12 protein-coding genes and 1 pseudogene are annotated in these 14839 nt (G+C 73.9%); 4 read left to right on the plus strand and 9 right to left on the minus strand.

Annotation, left to right across the window (positions count from 1 at the left end):
* The first annotated feature begins 1 nt into the window (after position 1).
* Together GA0070617_RS23240 and GA0070617_RS32090 are read left to right on the plus strand one after the other, a co-directional pair.
* Positions 2-1156, plus strand: coding sequence for a hypothetical protein (locus tag GA0070617_RS23240; protein ID WP_091442579.1), 1155 nt, complete (start codon positions 2-4; stop codon positions 1154-1156).
* A 90-nt stretch (positions 1157-1246) separates the two neighbouring features.
* A complete protein-coding gene (locus GA0070617_RS32090) occupies positions 1247-4021 on the plus strand; it encodes a hsp70 family protein (RefSeq protein ID WP_091442583.1) in 2775 nt (924 codons plus the stop codon).
* Positions 4022-4361: 340 nt separating this feature from the next.
* On the opposite strand, the gene GA0070617_RS23250 is transcribed toward GA0070617_RS32090, so the two are convergent.
* Positions 4362-5003 (minus strand): hypothetical protein, encoded by a 642-nt coding sequence (locus tag GA0070617_RS23250; RefSeq protein ID WP_091442587.1) that lies wholly within the window; start codon positions 5001-5003, stop codon positions 4362-4364.
* A 373-nt stretch (positions 5004-5376) separates the two neighbouring features.
* Here GA0070617_RS23250 and GA0070617_RS31775 point away from each other — a divergent pair, with 373 nt between their 5' ends.
* Positions 5377-5661 carry a hypothetical protein gene (locus GA0070617_RS31775; protein ID WP_229688529.1) on the plus strand — a complete coding sequence of 95 codons (285 nt, stop codon included), beginning with the start codon at positions 5377-5379 and terminating at the stop codon, positions 5659-5661.
* A 10-nt stretch (positions 5662-5671) separates the two neighbouring features.
* On the opposite strand, the gene GA0070617_RS23260 is transcribed toward GA0070617_RS31775, so the two are convergent.
* The 3 genes from GA0070617_RS23260 to GA0070617_RS23270 all read right to left on the minus strand — a co-directional run bounded on the left by GA0070617_RS23260 (position 5672) and on the right by GA0070617_RS23270 (position 8302).
* Entirely contained in the window at positions 5672-6139 is a 468-nt protein-coding gene (locus GA0070617_RS23260; RefSeq protein ID WP_091442593.1) for a ribose-5-phosphate isomerase, read from the minus strand.
* A 218-nt stretch (positions 6140-6357) separates the two neighbouring features.
* A complete protein-coding gene (locus GA0070617_RS23265) occupies positions 6358-7557 on the minus strand; it encodes a DUF1015 family protein (RefSeq protein WP_091442598.1) in 1200 nt (399 codons plus the stop codon).
* 145 nt (positions 7558-7702) lie between these two features.
* The gene (locus GA0070617_RS23270) at positions 7703-8302 is read right to left on the minus strand and encodes a mycothiol-dependent nitroreductase Rv2466c family protein (RefSeq protein ID WP_373868387.1); all 600 of its coding nucleotides are present in this window, start codon (positions 8300-8302) and stop codon (positions 7703-7705) included.
* Between the two features lie 245 nt (positions 8303-8547).
* Between GA0070617_RS23270 and pepN the strand changes: the two genes are divergently transcribed.
* Positions 8548-11097, plus strand: coding sequence for an aminopeptidase N (gene pepN, locus GA0070617_RS23275; RefSeq protein WP_091442607.1), 2550 nt, complete (start codon positions 8548-8550; stop codon positions 11095-11097).
* 227 nt (positions 11098-11324) lie between these two features.
* Here pepN and GA0070617_RS23280 read toward each other — a convergent pair whose 3' ends face one another.
* The 5 genes and pseudogenes from GA0070617_RS23280 to GA0070617_RS23300 form a co-directional block, all read right to left on the minus strand.
* Complete coding sequence (locus GA0070617_RS23280; RefSeq protein ID WP_091442610.1) at positions 11325-11735, minus strand: DUF5130 family protein; 411 nt, start codon at positions 11733-11735, stop codon at positions 11325-11327.
* A complete protein-coding gene (gene ctaJ / locus GA0070617_RS23285; protein ID WP_444980281.1) occupies positions 11722-12024 on the minus strand; it encodes an aa3-type cytochrome oxidase subunit CtaJ in 303 nt (100 codons plus the stop codon). Before ctaJ ends, GA0070617_RS23280 begins: the two co-directional genes overlap by 14 nt.
* 52 nt (positions 12025-12076) lie before the next feature.
* A pseudogene (locus tag GA0070617_RS23290) lies at positions 12077-12436 on the minus strand (amidase family protein); the annotation flags it as partial.
* 107 nt (positions 12437-12543) lie between these two features.
* Entirely contained in the window at positions 12544-13893 is a 1350-nt protein-coding gene (kynU, locus tag GA0070617_RS23295; protein WP_091442614.1) for a kynureninase, read from the minus strand.
* A 19-nt stretch (positions 13894-13912) separates the two neighbouring features.
* Positions 13913-14812 carry a tryptophan 2,3-dioxygenase gene (locus tag GA0070617_RS23300; RefSeq protein ID WP_091447124.1) on the minus strand — a complete coding sequence of 300 codons (900 nt, stop codon included), beginning with the start codon at positions 14810-14812 and terminating at the stop codon, positions 13913-13915.
* Positions 14813-14839 lie beyond the last annotated feature (27 nt).

Genomic DNA, 14839 nt, shown 5'->3' on the forward strand with positions numbered 1-14839 from the left:
CGTGACGCACGAGGACGAGGACATCGGGTACCTGTTGCGGGAGTCCGTTCCCCCGCTGCGGACGCCGCCGGACCGGGTGGGCGCGGTCGGCCGGCGGGTCCGGCGGCACCGACGTCGCCGGGTCGGCCTCGGCGCGCTCGCCGTGGCCCTGGTGGCCGGTCTCGCCTTCGGCGGGGTACGGCTCGGCACCGGTAACGAGCACTCCCCCGCGCCGCCGGCGGTGACCCCCACCGTCGACGACCAGGCCCGCTGCCCGACCGACGCGCGGGAGTTCCCGGACCCCCGCACAGCCCGGTACGGCGGGAACGGCCCGTTGGTGCCGGCGGGAGCCGTGGAGATCGTCGCCTGCGAAGTGCCCGCGACGGAAGGTGCCGAGCCGCGCGAGCCCCGGGTGCTGACCGACGGCGTCGACGAGATCGTCCGGGTGCTCGACGCTCTGCCGCCCTGGCCGGTCCGTCCCGGTGCCGCAACGCCGGCCGGCGACCACGAACTGCGCTGCACCGCCGTGGCCCGACACCACGAGCTGGCCTACGTCCTGCGTTACCCCGACCGCCCATCGGTGACCGTGCACACCAGCGGCAACTGCCAGACGGTGCGGCAGGGACCGTCCGGGCGGGGACTGGATCCGGCGCTGTTCGACACCTTCCTCCAGCGGTACCGGGAGCAGTTGGCCGCGCGTACCCCCGCCGTGACCATCGCCACGCCGACCTGCCCGCCGAGCCTGCCCACCGGGCGGCTCCGGCTGACCCCGACACGCACCGGCCCGCCCGACCGGATCAGGGTCAACAACCCCGGCGGCAACCCGGGACTGCCGACCAGGCTGGTGGCGGTGGCCGCCTGCCGGTACGAGGTGGGCGACACCCTCGCCCGGCTGACCGGACAGCGGCGGGAGCGGGACGACGCCGACGCCCTCCGCCCGGCGCTCAACGCCACCTTCGAACGGGATCGGGTCACCGACTGCGGCAGTTATCCCGGGTACCCGCCGCCGACCGGGCTGGACGTGCTGCTCGTCGCGGACGCCACCGGGGCCACCGCCGAGTTCTGGCTACGGCGGGCTCCCTGCGGGGCGCTCGTGGCCGGCCGGAGCAGCGGCATCACCCCCACCGAGACCCTGCTGACCGGCGTCGACCGGATGTTCGGACCATCTCCCCGGTGACGCCGATCCGCCACCGCACGCCGCCGGGCCGGGGCGCATGCCACGGCTGCGTACCATGCGGGCCGGGCATCCCAGCGGAGGTGGCGGTACATGGCAGGCCGGCAGGACGGGTACGCGCTCGGCGTCGACCTGGGCACCTCGAACACGGTGGCGGTGCTGCGGCACCCCGACGGGCGGACCCGTCCACTGCTGGTCGACGGCGAGCCGATCGTCGCCTCCGGCGTCTACGCCGACACCGACGGACGGCTGCACGTCGGCCGGGACGCCCGGCGGCTGGCCCAGGCCGACCCCGACGGGTACGAGCCGAACCCGAAGCGCCGCGTCGACGAGCCCACCGTCCGCCTCGGTGGCCGGGAGTACCAGCCGGCCGAGCTGCTCGCCGCGATCCTGCAGGCGGTGGCCGCCGCCGCGGTGGAGGCGACCGGTTTCCTGCCCCCGGCCGTGGTCACCTGCCCGGCGACCTGGGACGACACCCGCCGGCAGGTACTCGCCGACGCGCTGCTGCGGGCCGGCTGGCCGTCGGCGGCCGAGCACACCATGAGCGGGCCGATCCCGCCGGGGACCCGGCTGCTGCGCGAGCCGGTGGCGGCGGCCCGCTACTACGCCCAGGTGCTGCGCCGGCCGGTGCCGGTCGGGGCCGCCATCGCGGTCTTCGACCTCGGCGGCGGCACCCTCGACGTGACCGTGGTACGCAACCAGGGCGCCGACCCGTGGGGCGACTCGGGTTTCGCCGTCGTCGCCTCTGGCGGCGCCGACGACCTCGGCGGGCTGGACCTGGACGCGGCCCTGGTCCAGCGGGTCGGTGAGCTGGTCGTGGCGACCGACCCGGCGGTGTGGCACCGGCTGACCGACCCGCAGACCACCACGCAGTGGCGGGACCAGCTCCACCTCTGGGAGCACGTCCGGGGTGCGAAGGAGATGCTCTCCCGGGCCACCGTCGCCCCGGTGGCCGTGCCGGGCCTGGAGGCCGCCGTCCCGCTCACCCGGGACGACCTGGAACGCCTCGCCACCCCGCTGGTACGCCGGGCGGTCGCCGTGACCCGGGAGGTGATCGAGGCGGCCGGACTCGCCCCGGCGGAGCTGGCCGGGCTCTTCCTGGTCGGCGGCTCGTCGCGGGTGCCGCTGGTCGCCCGGTTGCTGCACGCCGAGCTGGGCGTCGCACCGACCGTGCTGGAGCAGCCGGAGCTGCCGGTCGCCGAGGGGGCGCTGACCGACCTGCCCGTCCCGGGTCGCGGGACCCTGCCGGCGGCGACGACCCCGGCCCAGCCTGTCCCCGCCGGCCAGCCGGCCCAGGTCGTCCCCGTCGGCCAGCCGGCCCAGGCTGTCCCCGCCGGCCAGCCCAGTCATGCCGGCCCGCCGGCCCAGGTCGTCCCCGCCGGCCCGGCCGTCACCAGGGCCTGGCCGGAGCCGTCCGCGGCGGCCGGGGCCGGTCCGCCGCCACCTACCGCGTTCGGGCCGTACCCACCGAACGGACCGGCCCCGGGCGGACCCGGCGGGTCATCGGCCGGGCGGGGGCGGCGCGGGTGGTGGATCACCCTCGGGGCCGTCGCCGCGCTCGCCGGGGTGGTCGGCGCGGCGGTGCTCTACCTGACCCGTGACCGCTACCCCGACCTGGAGTTCCATCCACTGACCGAGGCCGGCCGGATCGCCGCCGGCCCGGACCGGCCGACGGACATGTTCACCGCCGTCCGCCGGGACCGGGCGTACCTGGCCCACCCGCTTGCCGACAACCGGCTCCGGGTGGTCGCCGTCGACACCGGCACCGGTGACGAACTCTGGCGGCGGGAGACCACGACCGCCGCCGAGCGGTGGGCGGGGATCGTCGCGGGGCCGGAGGTGGTCGCGGTCCTCGCCGACGCCGCCGGGGACGCCACCGAACGCGACCTGGTGCTGCTCGACGACGAATCCGGCGAGCAGCGCTGGCGGCAGTCGGTACGCGGTGACGACGAGGTGTTCCTCAGCGAGGACACGGTGGTGCTGGTCGACCGGACCGCCGAACGGCTGCGCGGGCTCCGGGTGGCCGACGGGCGGGAGGTCTGGTCCCACCCGTTCCCCCGGGACACCTCCGACAACGCCCGGACCAGCGTCTACCCGGTCACCTCGGCCGGGGCGGTAAACGGACCGGCGTACCCCGACGGGCAGCCCCGCGACCTCTGGCACGGCAACGCCCGGCGGCTCGTGCAGGTGGGCGCGGACCGGTCGGTCCGGCTGGTCGACATGGTCGACGGCACGATCGTCGACAGCCGGGCCAACGTCGCCGACCACGACGACCTGGTGGTCGCCCACGAGGACCGGTTGTACGTCGCCAACGACGACAGCGGATACCGGCTGGTCTCGTACGACCTGACGAAGCTGGGTGAGCCGACCGTCCTCTACACCGCAGACGGCAACCGCCGACCGGAGGCCCTGGTCGCCTGCGGTGGGCAGCGGGCCTGCCTGCTGGAGGTGCCGGACTTCACCTCGGCCGGCACGGAGGTGGTGTCCGCCGAGGCCGGCGAGGAGACCCGGCGCTGGGCGGCACCGGAGGCCACCGGCCTGGTCGCCGTCGGCGAACACCTGCTCGCCTCGCGTACCTCACCGGAACCGGCGGTGACCCTCTTCGATCCGCGGGGACGGCCGGTGCTGGCCGACCGCGACGGGGTGGCGGTCCGCCTGGACGCGGGCAACCTGCTGGTCTTCGCCACGACGCTGACCTCCTCGGCCACCGACCGCAGCGTCGCCGGGGTGTGGGCCGAGTCCGGCCAGGTGACCGAGCTGGGCCAGCTCAAGGGGGTACGCGGCGACTCGTGCTCGTGGCACACCACGGTCATCGCCTGCGGTGCGGACCAGGGCTTCGTGCTGCACCGGTTCGCCGGGGACGGCTGAACGGCGTACGGGCACCACCCGACCGGTACGGATGAACGGCGGTCGGCCGGGTATGCAGCCGCCGATCTGACGGGGGACGACCATGGTCGCGGCGGTCCGCGACCGGAACGCGCGGGCGGGCGGCGACGAGCCGACCCGCCCACGCGCTCTCCGACACCCGCCGCTGGTCCCGGATTGTCGGCCCGGGTTGTCGGCCCGGCTCGCCGCCGGCCCGGATACGTTCGGCGCGGCGCCGCGCCGGCCGGATACGTTCGGCGCGTCGCCGGCCGGATGCGTTCGGCGCGTCGCCGGCCGGATGCGTTCGGCGCGTCGCCGGCCGGATGCGTTCGGCCCGGCCCGGTCAGGTGCCGGTGATCCAGTTCCAGGCCGAGATGACCCACTCGGTCTGTTGCAGGTAGGCGACGCCCAGCCCGACGAGGAAGACCGTGGTGGCCGCGTGTGCTCCCCGGGCGCTGCGCCGGATCCGACCCAGCTGCCGCTCCAGGATCACCCGGCCCAGCAACCGGGAGAGCGCGAAGAGGCCGACCGCCACCAGCAGGCTCAGCAGGAAGGTGAGCAGCGGGCCGACCAGGTCACCGCCGCCGGAGATCGCCCAGATGCCCCAGCAGACGAAGGCGAAGAGCACGCCGGCGGCACTCCACTCGGCCCCCACCCGCAGCTGCTCCAGGTGCCAGCTCAGCGGCCGACGCGGTTGCCCGCCCCCACCGCCCGGCCAGCCAGTCCCGGTCGGTTCGTGCTCAACCGTGGGAAACGATTCGGTACGGGGAGCGCGCGGCCGACCGACCGAGGCCACACCCCGGCGGAACGCCTCACCCGGCGACGGCGGGCCGGAGTCCTGGGGCGGCATGCCGGCCCCGTGTGGTGGCATCCCGGCGCCGTGGGGCGGTGGTGCCCCCGGTCCCCGCTGCGGTGGCACCCCGACGCCTGGCTGCGGTGCCACCTCGACGGTCCGCTCGGCCCACGGCTGTGTCTGGTCTGCCATTTCAATCCTCCCCATGACCGACGCCGGCAACGGCCGCCGTCACTTTGAGGGTAGCCAGCCGGCACATCCGCCGGAGACCGCCCACCCCCGCCGGCCCGGGCCCACGCGAGGGGCCTGCGGACGGTACGGTCGACTGATGGGTGATGCGGAGCGACGCCGACGCAGGCAGCGGCACCACTCGGACACCGAGAGAACGGCCGGATCGACCGGCTCCGCCCCGTCAGACGCTGGCTCAGCCGATCCAGGCGTGGGCTCTGCCACGTCCGCCGCAACGTCGGTCACCTTCGACACCACCTCGGCCACGCCACGGGCCACCTCGGCCACGCCACGCGCCGGTACTGCCACCGCCGGCACGTCCGGCAGGTCCGGCGGGGTGGGTGGTCAGGGCCGGCCGGGCGGGCGGCACCCGACGACCTCGGGGTCGCCCGACGGCGCCGATCCGCCCCGGCCCCGGCGCGGCACCGAGGAGCGCGACGGTGACCGGGGGTTGCGGGGCCTGGTCGGGTCGGGCTCCTCGCAGGTCGGGCTGGGCGCCGCCCTGCGGGCCAGGGACGCGGCCCGGCCGACCGACGAGGACCTGGCCCGCGCCGAGGAGCGGGTGGTCGTGGTGCGCCGCAACTGGACGCCCCGCGAGGACCTGCCCCGCTCCCCGCGTTGATCCAGGCCGGTCAGGGCAGGTCGGGCAGCTTACGGCTCTGCTCGTACTCGGCGACCTGGGCGATCCGCCGGGCGTGCCGGTCGTTGCCGGAGAACGGCGTGCCGAGGAAGGCCTCCACGAGCGCGGTGGCCTCGTCCAGCGTGTGCTGCCGGGCCCCGACGGCCACGATGTTGGCGTCGTTGTGCTGCCGGGACAGCTGCGCGGTCTCGACATTCCAGGCCAGTGCCGCCCGTACCCCGGGGACCTTGTTCGCGGCGATCTGCTCGCCGTTGCCCGAGCCGCCGATGACCACGCCCAGGCTTCCCTGGTCGGCCACCACCCGGTCGCCGGTGTGCAGGCAGAAGGCCGGGTAGTCGTCGTCGGGGTCGAAGGCGTGCGGGCCGACGTCGACCACGTCGTAGCCCTGCGTGGCCAGGTGATTGGCCAGGTGCACCTTCAACTCGAAACCGGCGTGGTCGGATCCCAGATAGACGCGCATACCGGAAAGTCTGTCAGGCCCGGAAACCCTGACGGCGCGCGGGCGGCACCCCGGCCCCGCCGAACCGGCCGGACCGGCCGGACCGGCCGAACGACCCTCACCGGGCCGCCCGTCACAGGGCCGCCGGGCGTCCACCGTGGTCCCCCTGGACAGGGCCCGCACAGTCACGGGCCGGGCCGCCCGCTGGGGCAGCCCGGCCCGGTCCGTCGGGTCGGCGGTCAGCTGGGCAGTTCGGCGACGACCAGGCCGCCCCGGGCCTTCGGGGTGAACCAGGTGCTCTTGCGCGGCATCTTCTCCCGGGCGAGGTTGACCGCCACGAAGTCGTCCACGGTCACCGGCGCGATCAGGATCGCCAGCTCGGCGCGGCCGGCCGCCACCTCGCCGGTGAGCCAGGCCGCCGGGTAGTCCCCGCCGACGTAGGTGATCCGCTTGTCACCCGGGTCGAGGCCGAGCGCGTCGCGCAGCAGCAACCGCTCGACCAGGGCGTGGTCCAGGTTCTCCAACTGGCCACCGGCGGTGTGCGGCAGGCTCACCGCGTACCCCTGGTCGGGAAGCTGGAGGTGCACGGTGCCGCCGGTCGCCGGAACCTCGACCGGGCCGGTGATCGGGGTGACCGTGGCGCCGGCGGCGCGCAACCGGTCGAGCAGCTCGGCCGGGGTGGCGGTCAGCTCGCTGACCAGCCGGTTGTACGGCTGGATGGCGACCGAGTCGGGGGTGGTCACCACGGCCAGGAAGCGGGGCAGGCCGCCGGTCTGCGCGGCCAGGCTGCGGTGGTTGCCGTCGGCGACCACCAGTTCGCCGCCGCCGGCGAGCGCGGCCAGCTCGTCCTGCTGCGGGCCGGGGCCCAGCAGCCAGATGGCGTGGGTACGCCCGGACTGGTCGGTGTCGGTCGCGGCGGGTACGCCGGCCGTCTCGGTCGCCGCCGCGAGCGCACGGTGCAGCTCGTCACCCCGGCCGGTCTGCAGCAGCAGTACCGGCGAGAGCAGGTGACCCAGCGCCTCGGCCAGTGCCACCCGCTCACGCACCTTGGCGATGAAGACGTCCTCGTTGCGGATGACCAGGCCGGGCTCGTCGGCGCTGGTGGAGATCTGGTCGGTGTCGACCATGGCGAACAGCCCGTAGGCCGGGGCCTCCCCCGGCGCGCTGATCCGGTACAACACGAGGACCTGCTCGGCCGGGGTGTAGCTGCCGTCGGCCTTCGCCTCGGCCAGCCGGGACACCGCGGCCGGCAGCGCGTCGAGGAACGACGTACCCAGGCTCTCCGGGGCCCGGTGCGGCATCTCGATGCCGAGGGCACTGTGCGGGTTCGTCTCGATGATCGCGGTGATCTCCGCGTCGTCGGCGAACTCGTCGTAGTTCTGCGCGCCGGTGCCGCCAGTGGTGATCCAGGCCCGGGCGATCGGATGCACGACCGTCATGTCCACCCACGCTACCGGCGACGGATCTCCCCCGGACGCGCACCCCAGCTGAACCCCGAAGGAAGGGCCCCTTGTTAACGGCCTGCGGTGAGAGGGGTGCCCTTCTCTACCGAAAGCGTTAACAAGGGGCCCTTCCTTGCACCTGTCAGGTGAAGATGGGGTCGAGGGTGCGGGAGCGCTTCAGCTCGAAGAAGCCGGGAGTGCCGGCGACCAGCAGGACGCCGTCCCAGAGGCGGCCGGCGGCCTCGCCCTTGGGGGCCGGGGTCACCACCGGGCCGAAGAAGGCGACCGGTGTGCCGTCGGGGCCGGGTGCGTGGATCACCGGGGTGCCGACGTCGGTGCCGACCGGCCGCATCCCCGCCTCGTGGCTGGCCCGCAGCGCCTCGTCGAGGTCGGTGGAGTCGGCCGCCTCGGCCAGCGTCGGGTCCAGGCCGACCTCGGTCAGCGCGGCGGAGTACAGCTCCCGGCTCAGCGGCTCACGGCCCAGGTGGATCCGGGTGCCCAGGGCGGTGTACAGCGCGCGGACCTCGTCCGGGCCGTACCGCTGCCTGACCGCGATGCAGACCCGTACCGGTCCCCACCCGGTCCGCAGCGCCTCCCGGTACTGCTCGGGCAGGTCCCGTCCCTCGTTGAGCACCGAGAGGCTCATCACGTTGAAGCGGACCGTCACGTCCCGGACCTGCTCCACCTCCAGCAGCCAGCGGGAGGTGAGCCAGGCCCACGGACAGATCGGGTCGAACCACATGTCGACGGTGGCGCGCTCAGCCACGGTGGGATCCCTTCGCGACAGGGGCGCCGACGCTTCGGCACCCTGCTCCGATCCTCACCCCGACGGCCATCGAACGGCGCCGGAATGAGAGCGTGAGCTAGCCCACCACCGGGCGTCCGTGCGTGCAAGACTCGACCGGGCCGGACCGTCACGAGCGGCCGGCGGACGAGCACCACCGCAGGGTACGGCGAGAAACGGGATGGAGACAGACAGTGCCGGGAGTGCGCAACCTCACCCAGGTCGAGGCCACCGAGCGGGCTCGCCTGCTCGACGTGACCGGATACGACATCAGCCTGGACCTGTCGACCGCCGTGCTGGCGACGCAGGGCCGCACCTTCCGATCGGTGACGGAGGTCCGGTTCCGGTGCGCCGAGCCGGGGGCGGGCACCTTCATCGAGGTCGCCGCCGAGTCGGTGCACTCGGCCACGTTGAACGGCGCGCCGGTGGAGCTGGCCGACTGGTCGGCCGAGAGGGGGCTGACGCTCACCGGGCTGGCCGCCGAGAACGTGCTGGTGGTCGAGGCCGACTTCGCGTACTCCAACAGCGGGCAGGGCCTGCACCGGACGGTCGACCCGGTCGACGGTGAGACGTACCTCTACAGCCAGTTCGAGACCGCGGACGCGCAGCGGGTGTACGCCTGCTTCGACCAGCCCGACCTGAAGAGCGTCTACACCTGGCACGCCACCGTCCCGGCGCACTGGCGGGTGATCTCCAACATGCCGGTGGCGGCCGAGGAGCCGGCCGGCGACGACACCCGGACGGTCCACTTCGCCACCTCGGCCCGGATGAGCACCTACATCACCGCGCTCTGCGCCGGGCCGTACCACGAGGTGCGGTACACCCACGACGGCATCGACCTGGGGTACTTCTGCCGGGCGAGCATGGCCGAGCACCTGGACGCCGACGAGCTGAACCTGATCACCACGCAGGGTTTCGACTTCTTCCACGAGCAGTTCGGGGTGCGGTACCCGCTGCCCAAGTACGACCAGATCTGGGTGCCGGACTTCAACGCCGGCGCGATGGAGAACTTCGGCTGCGTCACGCACGCCGAGTCGCACTACATCTTCCGCTCCCAGGTCACCGACTTCGAGTACGAGCAGCGCGCCAACACCGTCCTGCACGAGCTGGCCCACATGTGGTTCGGCAACCTGGTCACCATGCGCTGGTGGAACGACCTGTGGCTGAACGAGTCGTTCGCCGAGTGGGCCAGCCACTGGTGCAACACCCACGCCACCCGCTTCACCGACGCCTGGACGACCTTCCTGTCGCTGCGCAAGAACTGGGGCTACCGGCAGGACCAGCTCTCCTCCACCCACCCGGTCTACACCGAGATGCCGGACCTGGAGGCGGTCGAGGTCAACTTCGACGGCATCACGTACGCCAAGGGCGCGAGCGTGCTCAAGCAGCTCGTCGCGTACGTCGGGATCGAGCCGTTCCTGGCCGGCCTGCGCAGCTACTTCGGCAAGCACGCCTGGGGAAACGCCACCTTCGACGACCTGCTCACCGAGTTGGAGTCGGCCTCGGGCCGGGAGCTGCGCAAGTTCGCCGCCCAGTGGCTGGAGACCGCGCAGGTCAACACGTTGCGCCCGGAGGTCACCGTCGGGCCGGACGGCACGTACCAGCAGGTGGTGGTCCGGCAGGAGGCGCCGGCCGAGCACCCGACGCTGCGTACCCACCGGATCGGGGTGGGTCTCTACGACCTGACCGACGGTCGGTTGGTCCGCCGGGAGCTGGTCGAGGTCGACGTGGCGGGCGAGCGGACCGAGCTGACCGCGCTGCACGGTCGGCCCGCCGCCGACGTGCTGCTGCTCAACGACGAGGACCTCAGCTACACCAAGCTGCGCCTGGACGAGGCGTCGATGGCCACGGTGGTGCAGCACATCGCCGGGTTCGAGTCGTCGCTGGCCCGCGCGCTGTGCTGGGCCGCCGCCTGGGACATGGTCCGGGACGCCGAGCTGGCCGCCCGCGACTACGTGGCGCTGGTGGTCGCCGGGCTGCCCGCCGAGACCGACATCAACCTGGTCACCGCCACCCTGCGGCAGGCCACCTCGGCGTTGACCTTCTACGCCGACCCGGAGTGGGCGCCGACCGGCTGGGCCGACCTGTCCCGGGCCGCGAAGGCCACCCTGGCCGGCACCGAGCCGGGTAGCGGGTTCCAGCTCGCCTGGGCCCGTGGGTACGCCTCGACGGCCCGGTCCGCCGAGGACCTGGCGACGCTGCGGGGCTGGTTGGACGGTACGGGTGCGCCGCAGGGGCTGACCATCGACACCGAGCTGCGCTGGTCGCTGCTGGGCGCGCTGGTGGCCAACGGTGCCGCCGGGGTCGCCGAGATCGAGGCGGAGCTGGCCCGGGACCGTACCGCCAGCGGCGAGCGGGAGGCCGCGTACGTCCACGCGCTGGTGCCGACCGCCGAGAACAAGGCGGCGGTCTGGGCGCTGCTGACCGGGGCCCAGGCGCTGCCGAACTGGCGGCACCGGGCGTTGCTGCAGGGCTTCTCCCACCCGGTGCAGGTGGAACTGGTCACGCCCTACCGGGAGCGGTACTTCGCCGTGGTGGCGCAGGTGTGGGCCACCCTGGACAGCGAGCCGGCGCAGGAGTTCACCCAGTTGGCGTACCCGGCCTATCTGGTGGAGGAGGAGACGGTGGCGGCCACCGACGAGTGGCTGGCCGGTGCCGGCCACCCGGCGCCGCTGCGGCGGCTGGTGGCCGAGGGGCGCGACGGCGTGCTGCGCGCGTTGCAGGCCCGCGCCCGCGACGCCCGCAGCGCCTGACCGACGGCGTCCGACGGCCCGGGGCTTCGGCTCCGGGCCGTCGTCGTTCCCGGTGGCGCGGTGTCCCCGCCCCGCCAGGTGCTGCCCGCGGAGCTGACCGGCCTGATGCCCCGGCCAGGGCAGCCGAGGCCGGCGCAGACGACGACACCCGGCCGCGGTGGCGGGCCGGGTGTCGGTGGTTAGCGGGGTACCCCTCTCGACCGGATGCGTTAAGAGGGGGCCCTTCCTTACGCTTTGCCGGCGTGGCTGGCGAGCTGGTCGAGGCCGTTGATGATGCCGCCGGCCAGGTCGCCCACGCCGAAGGCCGCCACCATGGAGAGCGCGGCCAGTTTGGCGTACGTGTCGGGGATGCGCTTACGGGCCTGCCGGCCGGTGACCACCTCCAGCTGACGCTGGTTGGGTGAGACGGCGATCAGCACCGACTCGTCCGGGTCGGCGAGCTGGCGGTGCAGCCGCTGGGCGTGCTCACGGACCGGCTCGTCCAGCGCGCCGACGTAGACCGAGAAGACCAGTCCGGTGCCCTGGTCGGCCAGGCGCAGGGCCTCGTCGATGCGCAGCAGCTGCCGGGTCGAGAACGGCCCGTCCAGCACCTCGGGCGGGCTGCCCGGCCCGGCCGTCTGCTTCTCACCAACGGTCACTTGCGCCTCCGGTTCCCCCGGCCGGCGCCTCGACGCCGGCCTGCTGCTGCGTGCCACTGGTCAGCGCCGGTGCCTGCGCGCCTGCGGCGAGCGCGGTGCCGGCGGAGTCGGCCAGCTGCTCCGGACGGCCCAGGAACCAGACCGGAGTGAAGTCGAAGGGTCGGCCCGGCCGGTAGCGCTTGGTGCCGCCCCGGCCGCCACGGCCACCGGCGAGCACCAGGCCGGCGATCACCAGCACCGCGGCAGCCGGGATGCCGACGAAGATCAGCAGAGTCTCGGTTACAGACAATCCCAACGCCCCCAGGCGGAAGAGTGACCTTGAGTAACGGGTCGGACGGAAGTCATGTCGCCGACCACCCGGATCCGCTGCCATTCACGTTAGCGGAGTCGACCGTCCGCCAGATTGCGGGGTGGCGATCCCACCCGCCGCTGGCCTGCTCGACCTCGGCGGCCACCGCGACCAGACGGGCGTCTTCTCCCATTCGTCCGGTGAGCAACGCGCCAACCGGCAACCCGCCGTCCACGGTGGCACCGACCGGCAGCGAGACCGACGGAGCACCCGTGAGGTTGAACACGGCGCAGTAGGGCGAGAACCGCCGCTGCCGGTCGAACTCCACCGCCGGGTCACCGGGGTCGGTGAACCAGCCCACCGGGGCCTGCGGCGCGGCCAGGGTGGGGCAGAGCAGCAGATCGCCACCGGCGATCGCGGCGGCCTGCTCCAGCGCGGTCAGGTCGTGCGGCTCGGCCATCCCGTCATCCTGCCCCGTCGGACCACGAACACCCCGCCGACAGACCGGCGAACCGGCACTTACGCCGGTTTCGTCACGTCGACCGTGGCGGCGAGAGCCTCGGCCGCCCGCCAGCAGTCGTGGTACGTCGAGTAGAGCGGCACCGGGGCGAACCGGATGATGTCCGGCTCCCGCGAGTCGGCGATCACGCCGTGCTCGTACCGCAGGCGGCTGGCCAGTTCGGCGGCGCTGCCGACGCCGATGCGGACGGAGAGCTGGCAGCCCCGGCGGTCCGGATCACGCGGGGTGACCACGGTCAGCGGGCGGTCGGCGGTGACCTCGTCCAGCAGTTGCTCAAGCCAGCCGGTGAGCCGGATGCTGCGCTCGCGCAGGGCCGGCATGCCCACCGCGTCGAACAGCTCCAGCGAGGTCCGTACCGGTCCCATCGCCAGCAGCGGTTGGCAGGAGACCTGCCAGGCGTCGGCGGTGGCCGGCGGCCGGGAGACCGGGGCCATCTCGAACCGGGTGGCCAGGTCGTTGCCCCACCACCCCTCGAAGCGGGGCAGGTCCGGATCGCCCAGGTGCCGCTCGTGGACGAAGAGACCGGCCAGGGCCCCCGGGCCGGAGTTGAGGTACTTGTAGGTGCACCAGGCGGCGAAGTCGACGTCCCAGTCGTGCAGGGACAGCGGCACGTTGCCCACCGCGTGGGCCAGGTCCCAGCCGACCACGGCCCCGGCGGCCCGGCCGGCGGCGGTGATCGCCGGGATGTCCATCAGCTCGCCGGTGAGGTAGTTCACCCCGCCCAGCAGGACCAGGGCGACCCGCTCCCCCTCGGCGGCCAGGTACGCCGTGACGTCCTCGGTGCGCAGGGTGTCCTCGCCGGCGCGGGGCCGCAGCCGGACGACCGTCTCGTCCGGGTCCAGGCCGTGGAAGCGGGCCTGGCTGCGCACCGCGTAGCTGTCCGAGGGGAAGGCGGCGTCCTCGATGACGATCCTGGTCCGCTCGCCGGCCGGGCGGTAGAAGGAGACCATCAGCAGGTGCAGGTTGACCGTGAGGGTGTTCATCACCACGGTCTCGGTGGTCCGGGCGCCGACCAGTCGGGCGGTCGGCCCGGTCAACAGCTCGTGGTACCGGGTCCACGGGCGCTGCGACTCGAACCAGCCCTCCACCCCGATCTGGCTCCAGGTGTCCAGGTCGGCCAGGAGGTCGGTCCGGGTGGCCCGGGGTTGCAGGCCCAGCGAGTTGCCGGCGAAGTACGCCGTCTCCGGGTAGCGCCCGCCCTCGGCCGGCGGCACGTGGAACAGGTGCCGGTGGCCGGGATCGGCGGCATCGCGCCGCTGGGCTTCGGCCTCGGCTCCGGCGAGGCGCAGCAAGTCGGCCTCGGCTCCGGCGAGGCGCAGCGAATCGGCCTCGGCCTCGTGGGTGGTCATGGTGCGTCTCACTCTCCGGTCACATCGCGGTACGGGCCGACCACAGCTCGGGGAAGACCACCCGGGCCATGCTGCGCTGCAGCCATGTCACCCCGGCGGACCCGCCGCTGCCGGCCTTGGCACCCATGGTGCGCTGCACCGCCTTGAGATGGTTCCACCGCCAGTCGCCGAACTCCTCGGCCACCCCGGCCAGCGCCTCACCCAGCATCCGCAGCTGGTTCTCCGGCCCCGGCTCGGCGTAGACGCGCACCCAGGCGGCCTCGACGGCCGGGTGCGGCTGGTGCTCGTCGGCGACGTCCCGGGCCAGCAGCTCGGCGGGCAGGTCGTGGCCGTGCCGGGCGAGCAGGGCGAGCACGTCGTCCCAGAGGCTCGGTGCGGCGAGGGTCGCCCGCAGGTCGGCGTGGACCTGCTCCTGCCGGCGGAACGGGCGGATCAGCGCCGGGTCGCGCAGGCCGAGCAGGAACTCCAGGTGCCGGTACATCGCCGACTGGAAGCCGGACCCCTCACCGAGCAGGTCGCGGAAGCGGTTGAAGTCGGCCGGGGTCATCCAGCTCAGCCCCCGCCAGGCCGCGTTGAGCCCCTGCAGGTGCAGGGTGGCCCGGCGCAGCGGGGCGAGCGCCGCCCAGATCCGGTCGGCGCGCAGGTCCCGTTGGGCCTGGCGCAGCTCGTGACAGGTCAGCCCGAAGTACAGCTCCATGATCTGGCTGACCACCAGGAAGGACATCTCGCCCGGGTCGTCGCTCAGCGGTTGTTGCAGGGTGTGCAGGGTGCTGGCGTGCACGTACGCGTCGTACGGCACCCGGTCGGTGAACTCCAGGGTCGGCTGACCGCCGTTACGGGCCGCCCGGGACACCCGCTGCCCGGCGGTGACGGGCCGCACCGCCGTCGGGGGCGTCAGCTCCCGCAGATTCGTCTCCACCACTGGTCTCCCTTCGTGCGCCGGTAC

Source organism: Micromonospora yangpuensis (assembly GCF_900091615.1).
In the GTDB taxonomy this organism is placed as follows: domain Bacteria; phylum Actinomycetota; class Actinomycetes; order Mycobacteriales; family Micromonosporaceae; genus Micromonospora; species Micromonospora yangpuensis.

Bases quoted from the DNA above. Each gene is read 5' to 3' on its own strand.
- GA0070617_RS32090 (WP_091442583.1), top strand. From the start codon at position 1,247: ATGGCAGGCCGGCAGGACGGGTACGCGCTCGGCGTCGACCTGGGCACC.
- GA0070617_RS23250 (WP_091442587.1), bottom strand. From the start codon at position 5,003: ATGGCAGACCAGACACAGCCGTGGGCCGAGCGGACCGTCGAGGTGGCA.
- GA0070617_RS23270 (WP_373868387.1), bottom strand. From the start codon at position 8,302: ATGTGGTTCGACCCGATCTGTCCGTGGGCCTGGCTCACCTCCCGCTGG.
- GA0070617_RS23265 (WP_091442598.1), bottom strand. From the start codon at position 7,557: ATGACGGTCGTGCATCCGATCGCCCGGGCCTGGATCACCACTGGCGGC.
- kynU (WP_091442614.1), bottom strand. From the start codon at position 13,893: ATGACCACCCACGAGGCCGAGGCCGATTCGCTGCGCCTCGCCGGAGCC.
- GA0070617_RS23260 (WP_091442593.1), bottom strand. From the start codon at position 6,139: ATGCGCGTCTATCTGGGATCCGACCACGCCGGTTTCGAGTTGAAGGTG.